Annotated in this window: 14 protein-coding genes; 9 read left to right on the top strand and 5 right to left on the bottom strand. The window is 61.3% G+C overall.

The annotated features are described in order from the left end of the window. The first annotated feature begins 66 nt into the window (after positions 1–66). From NR164_RS16170 to NR164_RS16155, 4 genes are all read left to right on the top strand, one after another. Complete coding sequence (locus tag NR164_RS16170; protein WP_256822980.1) at positions 67–1,014, top strand: hypothetical protein; 948 nt, start codon at positions 67–69, stop codon at positions 1,012–1,014. Beyond that, positions 1,004–1,381, top strand: a complete 378-nt coding sequence (locus NR164_RS16165; RefSeq protein WP_017849623.1) for a hypothetical protein — start codon at positions 1,004–1,006, stop codon at positions 1,379–1,381. Before NR164_RS16170 ends, NR164_RS16165 begins: the two co-directional genes overlap by 11 nt. Positions 1,382–1,791: 410 nt before the next feature. After that, the gene (locus tag NR164_RS16160) at positions 1,792–2,739 is read left to right on the top strand and encodes a hypothetical protein (RefSeq protein ID WP_256822969.1); all 948 of its coding nucleotides are present in this window, start codon (positions 1,792–1,794) and stop codon (positions 2,737–2,739) included. Then, the gene (locus tag NR164_RS16155) at positions 2,729–3,118 is read left to right on the top strand and encodes a hypothetical protein (protein WP_079443682.1); all 390 of its coding nucleotides are present in this window, start codon (positions 2,729–2,731) and stop codon (positions 3,116–3,118) included. The genes NR164_RS16160 and NR164_RS16155 overlap by 11 nt, the downstream gene beginning before the upstream one ends. Positions 3,119–3,204: 86 nt before the next feature. On the opposite strand, the gene NR164_RS16150 is transcribed toward NR164_RS16155, so the two are convergent. The 4 genes from NR164_RS16150 to NR164_RS16135 form a co-directional block, all read right to left on the bottom strand. Further along, on the bottom strand, positions 3,205–4,620 hold the full coding sequence (locus NR164_RS16150; RefSeq protein ID WP_017847282.1) for an efflux transporter outer membrane subunit: 1,416 nt from the start codon (positions 4,618–4,620) through the stop codon (positions 3,205–3,207). Continuing rightward, the gene (locus NR164_RS16145) at positions 4,617–7,796 is read right to left on the bottom strand and encodes an efflux RND transporter permease subunit (protein WP_169865885.1); all 3,180 of its coding nucleotides are present in this window, start codon (positions 7,794–7,796) and stop codon (positions 4,617–4,619) included. Before NR164_RS16145 ends, NR164_RS16150 begins: the two co-directional genes overlap by 4 nt. A gap of 15 nt (positions 7,797–7,811) precedes the next feature. After that, positions 7,812–9,053, bottom strand: a complete 1,242-nt coding sequence (mexE, locus tag NR164_RS16140; RefSeq protein WP_046383238.1) for a multidrug efflux RND transporter periplasmic adaptor subunit MexE — start codon at positions 9,051–9,053, stop codon at positions 7,812–7,814. Between the two features lie 204 nt (positions 9,054–9,257). Beyond that, positions 9,258–10,154, bottom strand: a complete 897-nt coding sequence (locus tag NR164_RS16135) for a LysR family transcriptional regulator (RefSeq protein WP_046383239.1) — start codon at positions 10,152–10,154, stop codon at positions 9,258–9,260. 101 nt (positions 10,155–10,255) lie between these two features. Here NR164_RS16135 and NR164_RS16130 point away from each other — a divergent pair, with 101 nt between their 5' ends. The 5 genes from NR164_RS16130 (at position 10,256) to NR164_RS16110 (ending at position 14,509) form a co-directional block, all read left to right on the top strand. Next, on the top strand, positions 10,256–11,263 hold the full coding sequence (locus NR164_RS16130) for a polysaccharide deacetylase family protein (protein WP_256822968.1): 1,008 nt from the start codon (positions 10,256–10,258) through the stop codon (positions 11,261–11,263). Positions 11,264–11,288: 25 nt separating this feature from the next. Next, positions 11,289–11,831: an ester cyclase gene (locus NR164_RS16125; protein ID WP_256822967.1), complete on the top strand. Its 543-nt coding sequence runs from the start codon at positions 11,289–11,291 to the stop codon at positions 11,829–11,831. Between the two features lie 115 nt (positions 11,832–11,946). Then, complete coding sequence (locus NR164_RS16120) at positions 11,947–12,381, top strand: nuclear transport factor 2 family protein (protein WP_046486470.1); 435 nt, start codon at positions 11,947–11,949, stop codon at positions 12,379–12,381. Further along, a complete protein-coding gene (locus tag NR164_RS16115; RefSeq protein WP_256822966.1) occupies positions 12,378–13,847 on the top strand; it encodes an FAD/NAD(P)-binding protein in 1,470 nt (489 codons plus the stop codon). Before NR164_RS16120 ends, NR164_RS16115 begins: the two co-directional genes overlap by 4 nt. Continuing rightward, the gene (locus NR164_RS16110; protein WP_017847290.1) at positions 13,844–14,509 is read left to right on the top strand and encodes a glutathione S-transferase family protein; all 666 of its coding nucleotides are present in this window, start codon (positions 13,844–13,846) and stop codon (positions 14,507–14,509) included. Before NR164_RS16115 ends, NR164_RS16110 begins: the two co-directional genes overlap by 4 nt. On the opposite strand, the gene NR164_RS16105 is transcribed toward NR164_RS16110, so the two are convergent. After that, a complete protein-coding gene (locus tag NR164_RS16105) occupies positions 14,484–15,245 on the bottom strand; it encodes a helix-turn-helix transcriptional regulator (RefSeq protein WP_256822965.1) in 762 nt (253 codons plus the stop codon). The two genes, NR164_RS16110 and NR164_RS16105, sit on opposite strands and share 26 nt — an antisense overlap. Positions 15,246–15,308: the final 63 nt, after the last annotated feature.

Raw genomic sequence — 15,308 nt, 5'->3', positions numbered from 1 at the left:
ATGCATGGCAAGCAACAGGCTCACATCAACCGGTTCCCTTCGCCCACTGCGGCTGAGAGGTTTTTAATGTCTCAGCCCTATGCGTTTATCAATGATTGGCAACAAACCTCAGTTGAACTCAAGGCAAGATTGCGCTTGAGCCAGCACGCCGAAGCCAAGTTCGACAGGCTCAATACCCATATTCGAAACGTTGTGGTGCTGCCGGGGCAGTTGGTCATCATCGGTGATGACTCCACGGTGTTGTGCAAGCCGGAAGAGCATCTGCTGATGCAATCCGCCTGGCGTATCCGCCATAGCGTGATGGCCGAAGGGGGCGACGCCTTTGCTTTGCAAAACTACGACCTGCTGCAGAAACTGCTGGGCTACACCTCGCTTGGGGTCGGTACGGCGGGGGATGCTTGGAATCGCCACTTGAAGGCGATCGTCAAAACCCTGGAAGAAATCGATGCCCTGCATAAACAGGCGTTGCGCCGAGGCGGTGGCGTAGCGCGGGATGAGTTTTTGGCGCGTCGCCAAACGCTGTTCGCCAAACTGGAGGCACAACTGCGCGGGTTCGCCCGTTACGGCACGGGTTTGCGTAATGAAGGCTCGATCAAGAAAATGCTCGGTATTTCCACCAAGAGTTATTTGCATACTGGAGAGATCAGCCGGTATGCCGAGAGGATTGCGCGGATTTCCAGGGTGGCGAAAGTGCTCAAGGCAGGGACGCCGTTGGGGATTGCTTTGAGCGCTGCGTCCACTGGGCTGGAGATCAAGGAAGCCTGTTCCACGGGGAGGGAGGAGCAGTGTACGAAGGCTAAGTATGTGGAGGTGGGGAAGCTGGCAGGAGGCGTTTCATTAGGCGCTGCCGGAGGGTTGATTGGATCGAGTTTGTGTCTTGCCGTACTGGTACCAACAACGGGTCCAGGTTCGCTGGCTTGTCTATTAATCGGTGGCGCGGCGGGCGGCGTCGCAGGAGGCGCGCTTGGCAGTAGGGGTGGGGAATTAGTGGGTGAAAAGCTCTATGAATATTAACGATTTCCTAAGTTCTCATATCATTTTCTGGTTTGAAATAGCGTTGTGTATTTCACTCGGCGTTGCCTTGCTGATCTATGTTTTTCTGGCCTATCGGCGTTTGGAATACATGGAGCGCCTTCTGAATAAATGCAGTTTCGTTGTGTTTCACGCCCAGTTTTGGGGCAACTCACCGCGAGGGAGAATGATGCGATTCGGCGCGGTCGCAGTAGCAGTATTGCTGCCAAAGCGGAACTTAAAACGTGGTGTCATTGACTGGCAGCAAGTCCAGGAATTTCCTCGCTGCCTGAAAAACTTGTTCCGTGGTATCTATTTCGTCATCGTCGTTGTCTTTATGTACGGCATCGTTTTTTGGTTGCCTAAATGAATTAGTGTTCAGTAGGAATGTTTTTCTTAAGTTGCTGAGCCAAAAAAGCCCCGTGATCGAATGGAGTACGGGGTAAAAAACTGGCTGGATGCGACCAACCAAAGAGACTCTTTACATTATCTGGTACTAGTGACGTTTCGCGTCATTTGCGTTGCCGCAGTCATATTGGTTAACGAAATTATTCCATTGGAATAGCTATTAGGAAGTGTCTGACAGCTATTGGTAGGCGAGGGGAAGTCCATTTCCCAAGTTGATCGACGATGCGCGAATTTATCTGGTAAATCCGCGACAGCGCTTGAGCCGTTAATTAGATTACGACGCCATCTTCATTCAATCAGGAATGTATGCATGGCAAGCAACAGGCTCACATCAACCGGTTCCCTTCGCCCACTGCGGCTGAGAGGTTTTTAATGTCTCAGCCCTATGCGTTCATTAATGATTGGCAACAAACCTCAGTTGAACTCAAGGCAAGATTGCGCTTGAGCCAGCACGCCGAAGCCAAGTTCGACAGGCTCAATACCCATATCCGGAACGTTGTGGTGCTGCCGGGGCAGTTGGTCATCATCGGTGATGACTCCACGGCGTTGTGCAAGCCGGAAGAGCATCTGCTGATGCAATCCGCCTGGCGTATCCGCCATAGCGTGATGGCCGAAGGGGGCGACGCCTTTGCTTTGCAAAACTACGACCTGCTGCAGAAACTGCTGGGCTACACCTCGCTTGGGGTCGGTACGGCGGGGGATGCTTGGAATCACCACTTGAAGGCGATCGTCAAAACCCTGGAAGAAATCGATGCCCTGCATAAACAGGCGTTGCGCCGAGGCGGTGGCGCCGCGCGGGAGGAGTTTTTGGCGCGTCGCCAAACCCTGTTCAAAAAACTGGAAGCACAACTGCGCGGGTTTGCCCGTTACGGCACGGGTTTGCGTAATGAAGGCTCGATCAAGAAAATGCTCGGTATTTCCACCAAGAGTTATTTGCATACTGGGGAGATCAGTCGATATGCCGAGAGGATTGCGCGGATTTCCAGGGTGGCGAAAGTGCTCAAGGCTGGGACGCCGTTGGGGATTGCTTTGAGCGCTGCGTCCACTGGGCTGGAGATCAAGGAAGCCTGTTCCACGGGGAGGGAGGAGCAGTGTACGAAGGCTAAGTATGTGGAAACGAGTAGGTTAGTAGGCGGGGTTGCTGGTGGTTTAGTGGGGGGCTATGCGGCGGCCACGTTATGTTTCGTTGTGTTGGGGCCCACTACAGGACCGCTATCATTAAGTTGTTTGTTGATCGGCGGCGGGACCGTAGGCGCTGTCATGGGCAGTCGTGGAGGGGATCTGGGCGAGCATTTAGGAGAGAAACTATATGAGTATTGATTGTTTTATTTATCATCCGCTGAAGCTCTGGTTTGATTTGACTCTGTTTTTTTTGGTCTTCATCGCCTTTGTGGTTTTGATATACCTGGCTTATCGAAGACTCGACGAAATGGAATATCTTCTAAACAAATGCAGTCTTATCACACCCAATCAACGTGTTTGGGGTAATTCGATTCGAGGAAGAATGATTCGACTATCTGCCGTCACCGCAGCGGTTGTTCTACCAAAGTGGAACGTAAAACGAGGTGCAGTGGATTGGCAGCAGGTACAAGCCTTTCCTCGTAACCTCAAGCGATTGCTTCAGGGAACCCTGCTTGTTGGAGTGCTTTTTCTAATGAGCGCCACCGCTGACATCTTGTATAAGTGGCTACATCAGTAACTGCGACACAAAAAAAAGCCCCATGACCAAACGGACCACGGGGCTAAAAATTGGCTGGATGCGACCAACCAAAGGAGCTCTTTACATCACTTGGCCGTAGCGACCACCGTATCCGGCTGCCAACCGCCACCCAGCGCCTTGTAGATCGCAACAATCCCGCGATACAGATCAACCTCGGCCTGGGCCTGGGAGTCTTCGGCGGCCAGGCGTTCGCGTTGTGCGTCGAGCAGCACGAGGAAGTCCACGGTGCCTTCGCGGTAGCGGATCGCGGCGAGGTCGGCGGCGGCGCGGCTGGATTCGCTTTGGCGGATCAGCGAGACCAGGCGTTGCTGACGCTTGCCGTAGTCGCTGAAGGCGTTCTCGGATTCTTCCAACGCCAGCAACACTTGCTGCTCGTAGTTGGCCAGGGCGCCATCGGCCTCGGCATCGGCGCCGCGCAGGCGCGCGCGCACGCTGCCCAGGTCAAACGCGGCCCAGGTGATGCTCGGGCCGAGGGCCCAGGCATTCGCCGCGGATGAACCGATCTGCGAACCGCGCCCGGCGGTGAAGCCGAGGAAGCCGCTGAGGCTGACCCGTGGGAACAGGTCGGCCTTGGCCACGCCGATGCGCGCGGTGGCGGATGCCAGTTTGCGTTCGGCACTCAGAATGTCCGGGCGCCGTTGCAGCAGTTGCCCTGGATCGCCGATCGGCAGCGCCTTGGCAATCGCCGGCAAGTCTTTCGGGCTCAGGTCCACGCTCAGCTTGTCGGGGCGCTGGCCGAGGAGGGTGGCGATGCGGTTGCGCTCGCGCACTTGTTCGGCCTGCAGTTGCGGCACGCTGGCTTCCACCGCCGCGAGGCGCGCGTCGGCACGTTCCACGTCGAGTTGGTCGCCCACGCCGGCATCGCGCAGGCTGACGGTGATGGTGCGCGACTCCTGTTGGTTCTTCAGGTTGTCCAGGGCGATGCGTTCACGCAGTTGCGCGCCGCGCAGTTGACCGTAGGCGTCCACCAGTTCGGCAATCAGCGTGACTTGCAGCTGGTACAGGTCGGCTTCGGCCGCTTGCTGGTCGGCGTCGGTGGCTTCCAGGTTGCGCTGGATGCGGCCGAACAGGTCCAGCTCCCAGGCCATGTCCAGGCCCAGGTCATAACGCTCGCTGTTGACGCGCTTGGTGGTCTGGCCAGGGATTTGCCCCTTGGCCAGGTCACTGCTGGCGCGGCTGGTGATGGTCGGCATCGCGTCGTTGCTGGCGTCATCGCGGATCGCCCGTGCGGCCCGCAGGCGGGCAAACGCCACACGCAGGTCGCGGTTACCGCTCAGCGACTGGGTCACCAACTGGTTGAGAGTCGGGTCGTCGAATTGCTGCCACCAGATGCCTTCGAATTTCCCGTGGTCGTATTTTTTGGCATCGGCGGCAGCCGTGATATTGGCCGCCTCCGGGGTCTGGGTTGTGTAGTCCGGGCCCACGGCACAGGCGCTCAGCGCCAGGACCAGCAAGCTCGGCAGAAAGACTTTCACACTCATTGCTGTGTCTCCAGCTTCAAGGCCTTGGCCGCTTTGCGCGCGTCCTGGCGCTCCACATAGCGACGGATGAGTACGTAGAACACTGGTGTCAGCAACAGCCCGAAGAAGGTCACCCCGATCATCCCGGAGAACACCGCCACGCCCATGGCATGCCGCATCTCGGCACCGGCACCGCTGGACAGCACCAGGGGCACCACACCCATGATGAAGGCGAACGAGGTCATCAGGATCGGCCGCAGCCGCAGGCGGCACGCTTCCAGCACCGCGGCGAGCGGGTCGAGGCCTTCCTGCTGTTTATCCTTGGCGAACTCGACGATCAGAATCGCGTTCTTACAGGCCAGGCCCACCAGCACGATCAGGCCGATCTGGGTGAAGATGTTGTTGTCGCCGCCCGAGATGATCACCCCGGTGATGGCCGACAGCAGCGTCATCGGTACGATCAGGATCACCGCCAGCGGCAGGCTCCAGCTTTCGTATTGGGCGGCCAGTACCAGGAACGCCAGCAGCACACAGAGCGGGAACACGAACAGCGCGGTGTTGCCCGAGAGGATTTGCTGATACGTCAGGTCGGTCCACTCGTAGGTCATGCCGTTGGGCAGTTCATCCTTCAGCAGTTTTTCAATCGCGGCCTGCGCCTGGCCGGAGCTGTAGCCCGGTGCAGCGTTGCCGTTGATTTCCGCGGTGATGAAGCCGTTGTAGTGCATTACGCGGTCCGGGCCAGAGGTGTCGCTGACCTTGATGAAGGTCGCCAGCGGGATCATCTCGCCTTTGTTGTTGCGCACTTTCAACTGGCCGATCTGGTCTTCATCCAGGCGGAACTGCTGTTCAGCCTGCACGTTGACCTGGTAGGTGCGGCCGAAGCGGTTGAAGTCGTTGGCATACAACGAACCCAGGTAGATCTGCAGGGTGTCGAAGATGTCGCTGATCGCCACGCCGTGGGTCTTGGCCTTTTCGCGGTCGATGGCGGCATCGACCTGGGGCACGTTGACCGTGTAGCTGGTGAACAGGCCGAACAGCTCCGGCGTGGTGCGGCTCTTGGTGATGACGTTCTGCACTTCTTTGTACAGCTCTTCGTAACCCAGGTTGCCACGGTCTTCGATCTGCAGGCGGAACCCGCCGATGGTGCCCAGGCCCTGTACCGGCGGCGGTGGGAAGATCGCCATGTAGGCTTCCTGGATGTCGCTGTACTTGCCGTTCAGCGCGCCGGCAATCGCACCGGCGGACATGCTCGGGTCTTTACGCTCGTCGAACGGTTTGAGGGTCACGAACACGATGCCGCTGTTCGGGCTGTTGGTGAACCCGTTGATCGACAGGCCCGGGAAGGCCACGGCGCTTTCCACGCCCGGCTGTTTCAGGGCGATGTCGGACATGCGCTTGATCACGTCTTCGGTGCGATCCAGGCTCGCGGCGTCCGGCAATTGGGCGAAAGCCACCAGGTATTGCTTGTCCTGGGCCGGTACGAAACCGGTCGGGGTGTGGGCAAACCCGAACCACGTCAGCACCATCAGGCCAGCGTACAGGAACAGCGCGATGCCGCTGCCGCGGATCACCCGGCGCACGGTGCCGACGTAACCATGGCTGGCTTTTTCGAAGAAGCGGTTGAACGGCCGGAACAACCAGCCCCCCAACAGCTTGTCGAGCACCTTGGAGAAGCGATCCTTCGGCGCGTCATGGCTGCGCAGCAACACGGCAGCCAGGGCAGGGGACAAGGTCAGCGAGTTGAAGGCCGAGATCACCGTCGAAATCGCAATGGTCAAGGCGAACTGCTTGTAGAACTGCCCGGTCAAGCCGCTGATGAAGGCTGCGGGAATGAACACGGCGCACAGCACCAGTGCCGTGGCGATGATCGGCCCGGTCACTTCGCTCATGGCCTTTTCAGTCGCCTGGAACGGTTCCAGGCCCAGCTCGATGTTGCGCTCGACGTTCTCCACCACCACGATGGCGTCATCCACCACGATGCCGATGGCGAGTACCAGGCCGAACAAGGACAGTGCGTTGAGCGAGAAGCCGAACAGGTGCATCACCGCAAACGTACCGATCAGCGAGACCGGCACCGCCACCAACGGAATGATCGAGGCGCGCCAGGTCTGCAGGAACAGGATCACCACCAGCACCACGAGGATCAGCGCTTCGAACAGGGTATGCACCACCGCCTCGATGGAGCCGCGCACGAAGATGGTCGGGTCGTAGACGATGCTGAAGTCCATGCCTTCGGGGAAGCTCTTCTTCAGCTCCGCCATTTTGTCGCGCACTTCGTTGGAGATCTGGATCGCGTTCGAGCCTGGGCGCTGGAAGATCGGGATCGCCACGGCCGGCTGGTTGTTGAGCAACGAACGCAGGGCGTATTGGCTCGAACCCAGCTCGACCCGCGCGATGTCTTTGAGGCGCGTGATTTCACCGTTATCGCCGGCGCGAATGATGATGTTCTCGAACTCTTCTTCCGTGACCAGGCGGCCCTGGGTGTTCACCGACAACTGGAAGCTGGTGGCATTCGGTGCAGGCGGCGCACCCAGCGCACCGGCGGCCACTTGACGGTTCTGCTCGCGAATCGCGGTCACCACATCGGTGGCGGTCAGGTTGCGCGAAGCGGTCTTGTTCGGGTCCAGCCAGACGCGCAGGGAATAGTCGCCCATGCCGAACAGCTGCACATCACCCACGCCGCCCAGGCGCGCCAACTCGTCCTTGATGTTGAGCAAGGCGTAGTTGGACAGGTAAAGCATGTCGTAACGCTGATCCGGGGAGGTCAAATGCACCACCATGGTCAGGTCGGGGGAGGCCTTGTCCACGGTGATACCGATGCGCGTCACTTCCTCGGGCAGCTTGGGTTGCGTGCGCGTCACACGGTTTTGCACCTGCACCTGCGCGTTGTCCAGGTCGGTGCCCAGGGCGAAGGTGATGGTCAGGGTCAGTTTGCCGTCGGCGGTCGACTGCGAGGACATGTACAGCATGTTCTCGACGCCGGTGATCGCCTGTTCCAGCGGCGCGGCGACGGTTTCGCCGATGACTTTGGGGTTGGCGCCAGGGAAGTTGGCACGCACCACCACGGTCGGCGGCACCACTTCCGGGTATTCGCTGATCGGCAGTTGGAACAGCGAGATCGCGCCAGCGATCAGGATCAACAGCGAGAGCACCGCTGCGAAGATCGGCCGCGAAATGAAGAACTTGGAAAAATTCATCTTGAGTCGTATCCCTTAACCGCGTGGAGTCGCGACGGCTGCGAGCTTGGGCGCGGTTTTTTCCGGCGCCACTTGCTCCAGGTTGCTGGCTTCAAGCGCTTGTCGTTGTTGGGCCAAGGCGGCGAGGGTTTCCTTGCTGGCCATCGGGATGGTTTCCGGGGCGACCGGCGCGCCCGGGCGCACACGCTGCAGGCCCTTGACGATAATGGTGTCGTCCTTGTTCAGGCCGCTGCGCACGATGCGCAAACCTTCGATCTTTGGCCCCAGTTCCACCGAGCGGTAGGCCGGCTTGTCGCCTTCCATCACCAGCACGAACTTCTTGCCCAGGTCGGTGCCGACCGCTTCATCGTTGATCAGCACGGCGGAGTAAGTGCCGCTGCCGACCAGTTTCAGGCGGGCGTACAAGCCAGGGGTGTATTCGCCTTTGCTGTTATCGAATACCGCGCGGCCACGGATGGTGCCGGTGGCCGGGTTGACCTGGTTGTCGACGAAGTTCATCTGGCCCAGGTGCGGGTTGCCGGTTTCATTCGACAGGCCCAGGTACACCGGGGTGGTCGCGCCACGGCGACCCTGGCGGGCGAGTTCGGTGTACTTGAGGTACACGCGCTCATCGGCGTCGAAGTAGGCGTAGACCTTGTCGGTGGAGACCACGCTGGTCAGCGCGGTGACGTCGGCGGTGACCAGGTTGCCAGCGGTGATCTCGGCACGGCTGACACGGCCGCTGATCGGCGCGATGACGCGGGTGAAGCTCAGGTTCAGCTTGGCCAGGTCCAACTGCGCCTGGATGCCGGCGACAGCGGCGCGGGCTTCCTGGGCGGCGGTGGTGCGCGAGTCGGCCAGTTCGGCGGAGATCGCGTTGCTCTGACGCAGGCGTTCGCCCCGTTGCGCTTCGTTATCGCTGCGGGTGGCGGCGGCTTTGGTCTGTTGCAGTTGGGCTTCGAGGCGGCGCACCTCGGCCTGGAACGGGCGTGGGTCGATCTGGAACAGCAGGTCGCCTTTCTTCACGAGGGCGCCTTCGGTGAAGGCCACCTGATCGATCTGGCCGGACACCCGTGGACGGATCTGCACGGTTTCCGGTGCTTCCAGGCGTCCGGTGAATTCGTCCCACTCGTTGACCGGTTGCTCAAGCACCTTGGCCACGCTGATTTTTGCAGGAGGCATGGCGGCCGCTTGTTCCGGGGTTTTGCCGCACGCGCTCATCACCGCCACGGCCAGAATCGCCAGGGGCAAGCGTAAGTGTTTGAGTGTCTGTTCCATGAGGTGTATCCGCCAATGTATTTGAGATGGGCGGATCATGCGCGGGGAGCTGCTAGGTCACGAATCGAATGAAGCAAAGATAACTATCATTCGGAATGATATAAGCGCGGAGTGAGCCCTCTAGTCTGCGGGTTTCATTAGGCAGCTATCAATATGCTTGATGACAAAGGCATGTTGCGCGCGCTGCAAGGAACGCCGCAATGCCTACCTGGCACTGTCGCTCGCCAGCTGCGCAACGATGCGTTCTATCAACATTCTCACCCGTCTGGGCTGAATGCGCGTGGGCGGGTAGACGATGTTCAGCGCTGTGCGGCCCAGGTCGTAATCCTCGAGCACCTCGACCAAGCGGCCGGCGTCGAGATCGGCACGCACGTCCCACACCGATTTCAAGCAAATTCCGTGGCCGGCCAGGCACCATTGGCGGACCAGCGCGCCGTCGTTCGCCACGCGGCGGCCACGCACCATGATCCGGTGGGTCTGCCCGTGCTGCGTGAACGCCCACTCCCGCGAAATATTGACGCCGAAGCGCATCACCAGGCACTCGTGCGCGGCGAGGTCCTCGGGGTGTTGCGGGGTGCCGTGGCGCGCCAGGTACAGCGGTGATGCACACACCACTCGGCGGTTTTCGCCAATCAGACGGGCATGCAGGGTGCTGTCGGCCAGCGCGCCGAAGCGCACGGCGAAGTCGATCCCCTGGCCGACGGGGTCGACATAGCCATCGCTGAGGTTCAGGTCGATGCTGACCTGCGGGTGCTCCTGCATGAACTGCGCAAGGATCGGTTCGATGTATTGGCGACCGAAGTCTTGCGGGGCGCTGAGGCGGATCGGCCCGCAAAGGGTGTCGGCGCCCAGGCGAATGCTGGTGTGCAACTCGTCGGCGTCTGCCAACAGGCGATGCGCGCCATCGACCAGCAGGCGGCCTTCATCCGTGAGGTTGATCGCGCGGGTGGTGCGCTTGAGTAGGCTGGCACCGTAAAAGCTCTCCAACTGCGCCAGCCGTTCCGACACCGAGGCCGGCGATAAGCCCAGTTCCCTGCCGGCGGCAGACAGCCCGCCTTTCTCGACGATCAACAAAAACAGCTCAAGGTTCTTCAGCAGCATTATTCGGTTTTTCCGAAAGTGATTTTTGATTTCAGCTCAATTATCAAAATAAACCTAAAGGACTAGCGTTGCATCCGTGTTTATTCAACGGAGTTACCGTCATGTCATTTGTGAACCTGCAACGGCGTACCTTCCTGGCCCAGGCGGGCGCGGGCGCCGCGGTGTTGACCGCCGGATCGCTGCTCGGCAGCGCCAACGCGAGCGCGGCGCAGGCCGGGCAGAGTGGGGCGGCACCGGCTGCGCGCCAGGCCAAGGGTGGTTTCTGGCCCGGCGACACACGGCTTGTGGTCTCGATCTCGATGCAGTTCGAGGCCGGTGGGCAACCGCTGAAGGGCACCGACAGCCCGTTTCCCAAGGTGGACTTCCCCGACAGCGTGCCCGCTGACCCGGCCACCAATACCTGGTTCGCCTATGGCTACCGCGAAGGCATTCCCAGGCTGCTCGACCTCTGGGACCGGCATGGGGTGAAGGTCACCAGCCACATGATCGGCGATGCGGTGAAGCGGCATCCGCAGTTGGCCCGGGAAATCGTCGCGCGCGGACACGAGGCGGCGGGCCATGGCCCGCGCTGGAGTTCGCAATTTGCCATGAGCCGCGATGAAGAACGCACGTTCCTGCGCCAGGCCGCGAGCATGGTGCAGGACGTCACCGGCCAGCCGGTCAGCGGCTATAACTGCAATTGGCTGCGCCGTGGCCCCAACACCCTGGCGCTGCTGCAAGAGCTTGGCTACGTCTATCACATCGACGATGTGAGTCGCGACGAGCCGTTTATCGAGCAGGTCAACGGCCAGGATTTCGTGGTAGTTCCGTACACCTTGCGCAACAACGACATCGTCTTGATCGAAGGCCGCAACTACTCACCGTCGCAGTTCCTGGAACAGGTGAAGCTGGACTTCGACCAGTTGTACGAAGAGGCCGGCAGCCGGCGCCGCATGATGTCGATCAGCGCCCACGACCGCATCAGCGGTACGCCGCAAATGGTCCGGGTCTGGGATGAGTTTTTGCGCTATGCCAACCGCCACCCCGGCGTGGCCTTCATGCGCAAGGACGCTATCGCGCAGTACACCCTTAAAAGCCCGCTTAGCCTGCGCGAACACGAGACCCTCTGAGCCCATCACCCAAGGAGATTCTTCAATGAAACCCTCACCTATAGCGCGCGTTTGCCTCATCGCCACACTCTTGACCTCGACCTTTTCCGGCGCCGTCCTGGCGGCCAACACTGAACTGGTCAAGCCGGGTGTGCTGGTGGTGGACAAGAGCCTCCCGCCTGCGCAACTGGCGCTCATGGAAACCGCCGCCCGCCGTTATGACACCTTCTGGGACACCGGCGACGAAAGCCTGGCCCGTGAGGCGCTGGCCGCAGATTTCATCGACAAAACCCCACCGGCCGGACGTAAACAAGGCCCCGAAGGCCCGTTGCTCGCCTCCCGGGCGTTTCGTGAAGCGGTGCCGGACCTGCGTTGCGAGGTCGAACACATGCTCATTGCCGGCGACCGCGTGGTGGTTCACCTGCATTTTCGCGGGCACTTCACCGGCACCTTCGGCCAGCTCAAGGGCGGTGGGCAGCCCGTGGACTTTATCGCCACCGATATCTATCAGATCGACAACGGCAAGATCGCCGCCAACTGGCACATCGAAGACAACCTCACCTTGATGAAACAGTTGGGCGCCCTGTAATCCTTGAGAGGCATCGCGTGCCTGACACTTCGGGCCAGGTCGAAGCATGGCGGGGTGGCAATTTTTTACAATTGCGGCTTCTATTAGCAGCGGTGCTGCCACGCGAGGAAACCTCATGACTGCGTCCATCGATCCCGGCCTGCTGGCTATTTATGAAGCCTGGCACGCCAGCGTCTGTGCCGGCGACCTGGCCGCGACGGCGGCGTTGTATGCCGAGCAGGCGGTGTTCGAAACGCCGCTGGTGCTGGCGATCTACCCCGACCACGGCAGCGGCGTGCTGGTCGGCCGGGGGACGATCCAGCGGTTCATGGAGGACAGCAAGCGCCGCTTTCCCAATGACCTGGCTGAGTGGTATCGCAGCGATAAAGCCTTCATCAACGGCCGCAACCTGACGTGGGAATACCCGCGCAAGACGCCGACGGGGGAGCAGGTCGACCTGATGGAAATGATGGAGATAGAAAACGGCTTGATCACCTGCCACCGCGTGTATTGGGGCTGGTATGGCGTGCGCTTGCTGGCGCCAGTGCTGGCGAAGGCGCAAGCGCTGTGAACCCGCGTGCGGCGGTTGCGATCATTGGTGGGTCGGTGACCGGTGTCGCGGCGTTTATCCAACTGGTGCGCGCCGGCAACGCCAAGCGTATCGACATCATCGATCCCGAGGGGCTGGCGGACTCGATTGCCTTCGGCGTCTGCGAGGACGTGCTGTTATGCAATACCTCGGTGCAGACCCTGTCGATACTGGACGATGAACCGCACGACTTTCAGCGTTACCTCCAGGCGCAGGGCATCGACGTCGGCGAAGACGCGTTTGTGCCACGGACCTGGGTGGCGGGCTATCTCAAGCAACGCTATGCCGAGTACCGCGATGTGGCCGAGGTCCGGGGCATTGCACATCGGATCGTGCGGGCGACGGTGCGGCATATCCAGCCGGTCGCTCGCGGCGACTATCGCCTGGTGCTGGATGAAGGCGGCGACCTGCGCGCCTGTGCCGTGCTGGTCTGCACCGGCAGTGCCGCGCCGTTCGTGCCGCCGCTGGTCAGCCCGCATGCCGGTGCGCCGGGCATTTTCTCCACGCCATACCCGGCCAAGGCCTGGCTGGACAGCCTGGATAAACCGTCACGGGTCTTGGTGCTGGGCAGTCGCCTGTCGGCGGTCGACAGTGTGTTGCTGCTCTGCGGCGCGGGGCACCAGGTGCTGATGGCGTCGCCTTCCGGGCGTTTGCCGGGCGTGCGTACCGCCACCCCCCGGCGTGGCGCGGTGGCCCTGGATGAAGCGCGATTCGCCCGGCTGGACCTGGAAAACCCCAAGCTGTACTGGCACTTGCTGCGCATCGTTGCGCGGGCGACCAAGGCGATCAATGGCCGCTCGCTGCGCGAACAAGTCGATCGCAGCGCGGAGCCCATCCAGCGCCTGCGCGGCGAAGTCGCCTTGGCCCGACGGGGCGCGACGGACTGGCAGAACCTGTTGGTGCAGTGCATGGACCTGGCCGACGGGAAGTTGCGCGCGGCGCCGCCCTCGGTGCGCGTGGCGGCGCTGCAAAACTGCTGGGAAGCGGTCGGGCGTTACCTGTTCGCGGTGCCTTTGCAGACCGCAACCACGCTGCTGCGCCTGATCGACGAAGGGCGCCTGCAACTGGCCGCGCACTTGCCGACACAGCTTGAGTGGCAAGGCCAATGGCGGGTCCACGATGCCCAGGGGCGCATCGAGGCGGTGGATGCGGTGGTGTGCGCCAGCGGTTTTCATAAACAGTTTTTCCATGCCTCGCGCAACGGCCTTGAGCTGCAGGTGCCGCCGGCAACGCCGTGTACGCCGCCTTATGTGTCAGCGCAGTTGCAGGTCAGCCTGCCCGGCGCCGAAGCGCCGGAAGACATCTGGCTGCTGGGCATGGCCTCGTACCTGGCGGCGCCGATGGTCAATTCGGTGTACCAATCGGTGCGCCAGGCCCGCGAGGTGGTGATGCTGCTCGCCGAGCACCCTTCATTCATGGACAAACACGCAACCGAGGCAGTGGCATGAAAGTGTATGGCGACAGAGGTTCGAGCAATACCCGGCGCGTACTGACGACCGCCGCTTACCTGGGGCTTGAGGTCGAATTCGTCTTCCTCGATCTGTTCAGTGGCGAGAACCGCACGCCGGAGTACCTGGCGCTCAACCCCAACGGCACGATCCCGACCTTGGTCGACGGCGATGTGGTGCTGTTCGAAGCCTCGGCGATCATGATTTACCTGGCGGAACGGGCCGGCTCGTCATTGCTGCCCGCGGGCAACGCCAAGTACGAAACGCTCAAATGGATGTTCTGGGCCGCCGAGCATTTTCGTCGCGGGCCCACGGTGCTGATCGAGCAGCGGTTCATGGACCGCCTCAAAGGCCGCGCCGAGAACCCGACCCTGGTGGCCGAAGCGCTGCAGGCGATCCACCGCTACACGGCGGTGCTCGACGGGCACTTGCGCACCCGGCGCTTTGTGGTGGGCGACGCGTTGAGCCTGGCGGACATCGACCTGGCGGCCCCGCTGAGTCATATCCCGCGGACCCAGGCGCCGTTTCTGGAGTATCCCCATGTGGCGGCCTGGTACGCACGGATCAATGCGCTGCTCGCCTGGCAGCAGAGCGGGGTGGCCCAGGAGCGCCGCATCGCCGAAATCGAGCGCTTGTTCAGCTCGCAACAGGTGCCGGCATAAGGGTTTTCCTGGCCGGGGTCACGGGATGCAGCGGTGCTTCGAGATGGCGCAGGTGCTCAATCCCCAGATGCAGCTTGAATGCCCGCCAGCCCGAGCCGGTCACATGTACCGCGCGCGAGCCGGCGGTTCGGCGCAGCCAACCCAACTGGCAAAAAGTCTCCAGCAGGTGGGTGCCGAGCGGCCCGGCGATGTGGTGTTGCCGTTCGGTCCAATCCAGGCAGCGGCGGGCCTGGAGGTGGTCGTGCAAGCATGGCTCGCCGGCCTGCGGGTTGAGTGACTGCAGCCACTCGGTACCACGCCGGGTGAGCACGTATTCGCGCTCGTCGCTTTCAAGGAGAAAACCCTGCTCCAGCATGCCTTGGGTCACCGCTACGCCGACCTGGCCGGCCAGGTGGTCGTAGCAGCAACGGGCAAAACGCAATTCATGGGCCGAACGGTTGGGCAGGCTACGCCACGAACTGGTTTGCGGTGCGACCGCCGCCAGGCTTTCCAGCACATGGGACACATCGGGGCCGGCCAATTGATAGAAGCGGTTGCGGCCCTTGATCTCCACGGTGAGCAAGCCGCCGTCGAGCAGCTTCGCCAGGTGCGAACTGGCCGTCTGCGGCGTCACGCCAGCGGCATCGGCCAAGGCGCTGGCAGACATCGAACTGCCATCTGCCAGGGTGATCAGGATCACTGCGCGCACGGGTTCGGCGATCAGGTAGGCGATGGATGAGATTTTTGGCTGGGTCATTCCGTCGAACTCCGTGCTGTGCCAGGTGAAATCGGATTTCAGGATGACATAAACATAAACACT

The organism is Pseudomonas sp. Pse79, assembly GCF_024519615.1.
Classification (GTDB): domain Bacteria; phylum Pseudomonadota; class Gammaproteobacteria; order Pseudomonadales; family Pseudomonadaceae; genus Aquipseudomonas; species Aquipseudomonas veronii.
This window is presented reverse-complemented; position numbering and strand designations above follow the sequence as displayed.

Coding starts and splice junctions, on each gene's coding strand:
- NR164_RS16170 (WP_256822980.1), top strand. CDS start 67: ATGTCTCAGCCCTATGCGTTTATCAATGATTGGCAACAAACCTCAGTT.
- NR164_RS16165 (WP_017849623.1), top strand. CDS start 1,004: ATGAATATTAACGATTTCCTAAGTTCTCATATCATTTTCTGGTTTGAA.
- NR164_RS16160 (WP_256822969.1), top strand. CDS start 1,792: ATGTCTCAGCCCTATGCGTTCATTAATGATTGGCAACAAACCTCAGTT.
- NR164_RS16155 (WP_079443682.1), top strand. CDS start 2,729: ATGAGTATTGATTGTTTTATTTATCATCCGCTGAAGCTCTGGTTTGAT.
- NR164_RS16150 (WP_017847282.1), bottom strand. CDS start 4,620: ATGAGTGTGAAAGTCTTTCTGCCGAGCTTGCTGGTCCTGGCGCTGAGC.
- NR164_RS16145 (WP_169865885.1), bottom strand. CDS start 7,796: ATGAATTTTTCCAAGTTCTTCATTTCGCGGCCGATCTTCGCAGCGGTG.
- mexE (WP_046383238.1), bottom strand. CDS start 9,053: ATGGAACAGACACTCAAACACTTACGCTTGCCCCTGGCGATTCTGGCC.
- NR164_RS16135 (WP_046383239.1), bottom strand. CDS start 10,154: ATGCTGCTGAAGAACCTTGAGCTGTTTTTGTTGATCGTCGAGAAAGGC.
- NR164_RS16130 (WP_256822968.1), top strand. CDS start 10,256: ATGTCATTTGTGAACCTGCAACGGCGTACCTTCCTGGCCCAGGCGGGC.
- NR164_RS16125 (WP_256822967.1), top strand. CDS start 11,289: ATGAAACCCTCACCTATAGCGCGCGTTTGCCTCATCGCCACACTCTTG.
- NR164_RS16120 (WP_046486470.1), top strand. CDS start 11,947: ATGACTGCGTCCATCGATCCCGGCCTGCTGGCTATTTATGAAGCCTGG.
- NR164_RS16110 (WP_017847290.1), top strand. CDS start 13,844: ATGAAAGTGTATGGCGACAGAGGTTCGAGCAATACCCGGCGCGTACTG.
- NR164_RS16105 (WP_256822965.1), bottom strand. CDS start 15,245: ATGACCCAGCCAAAAATCTCATCCATCGCCTACCTGATCGCCGAACCC.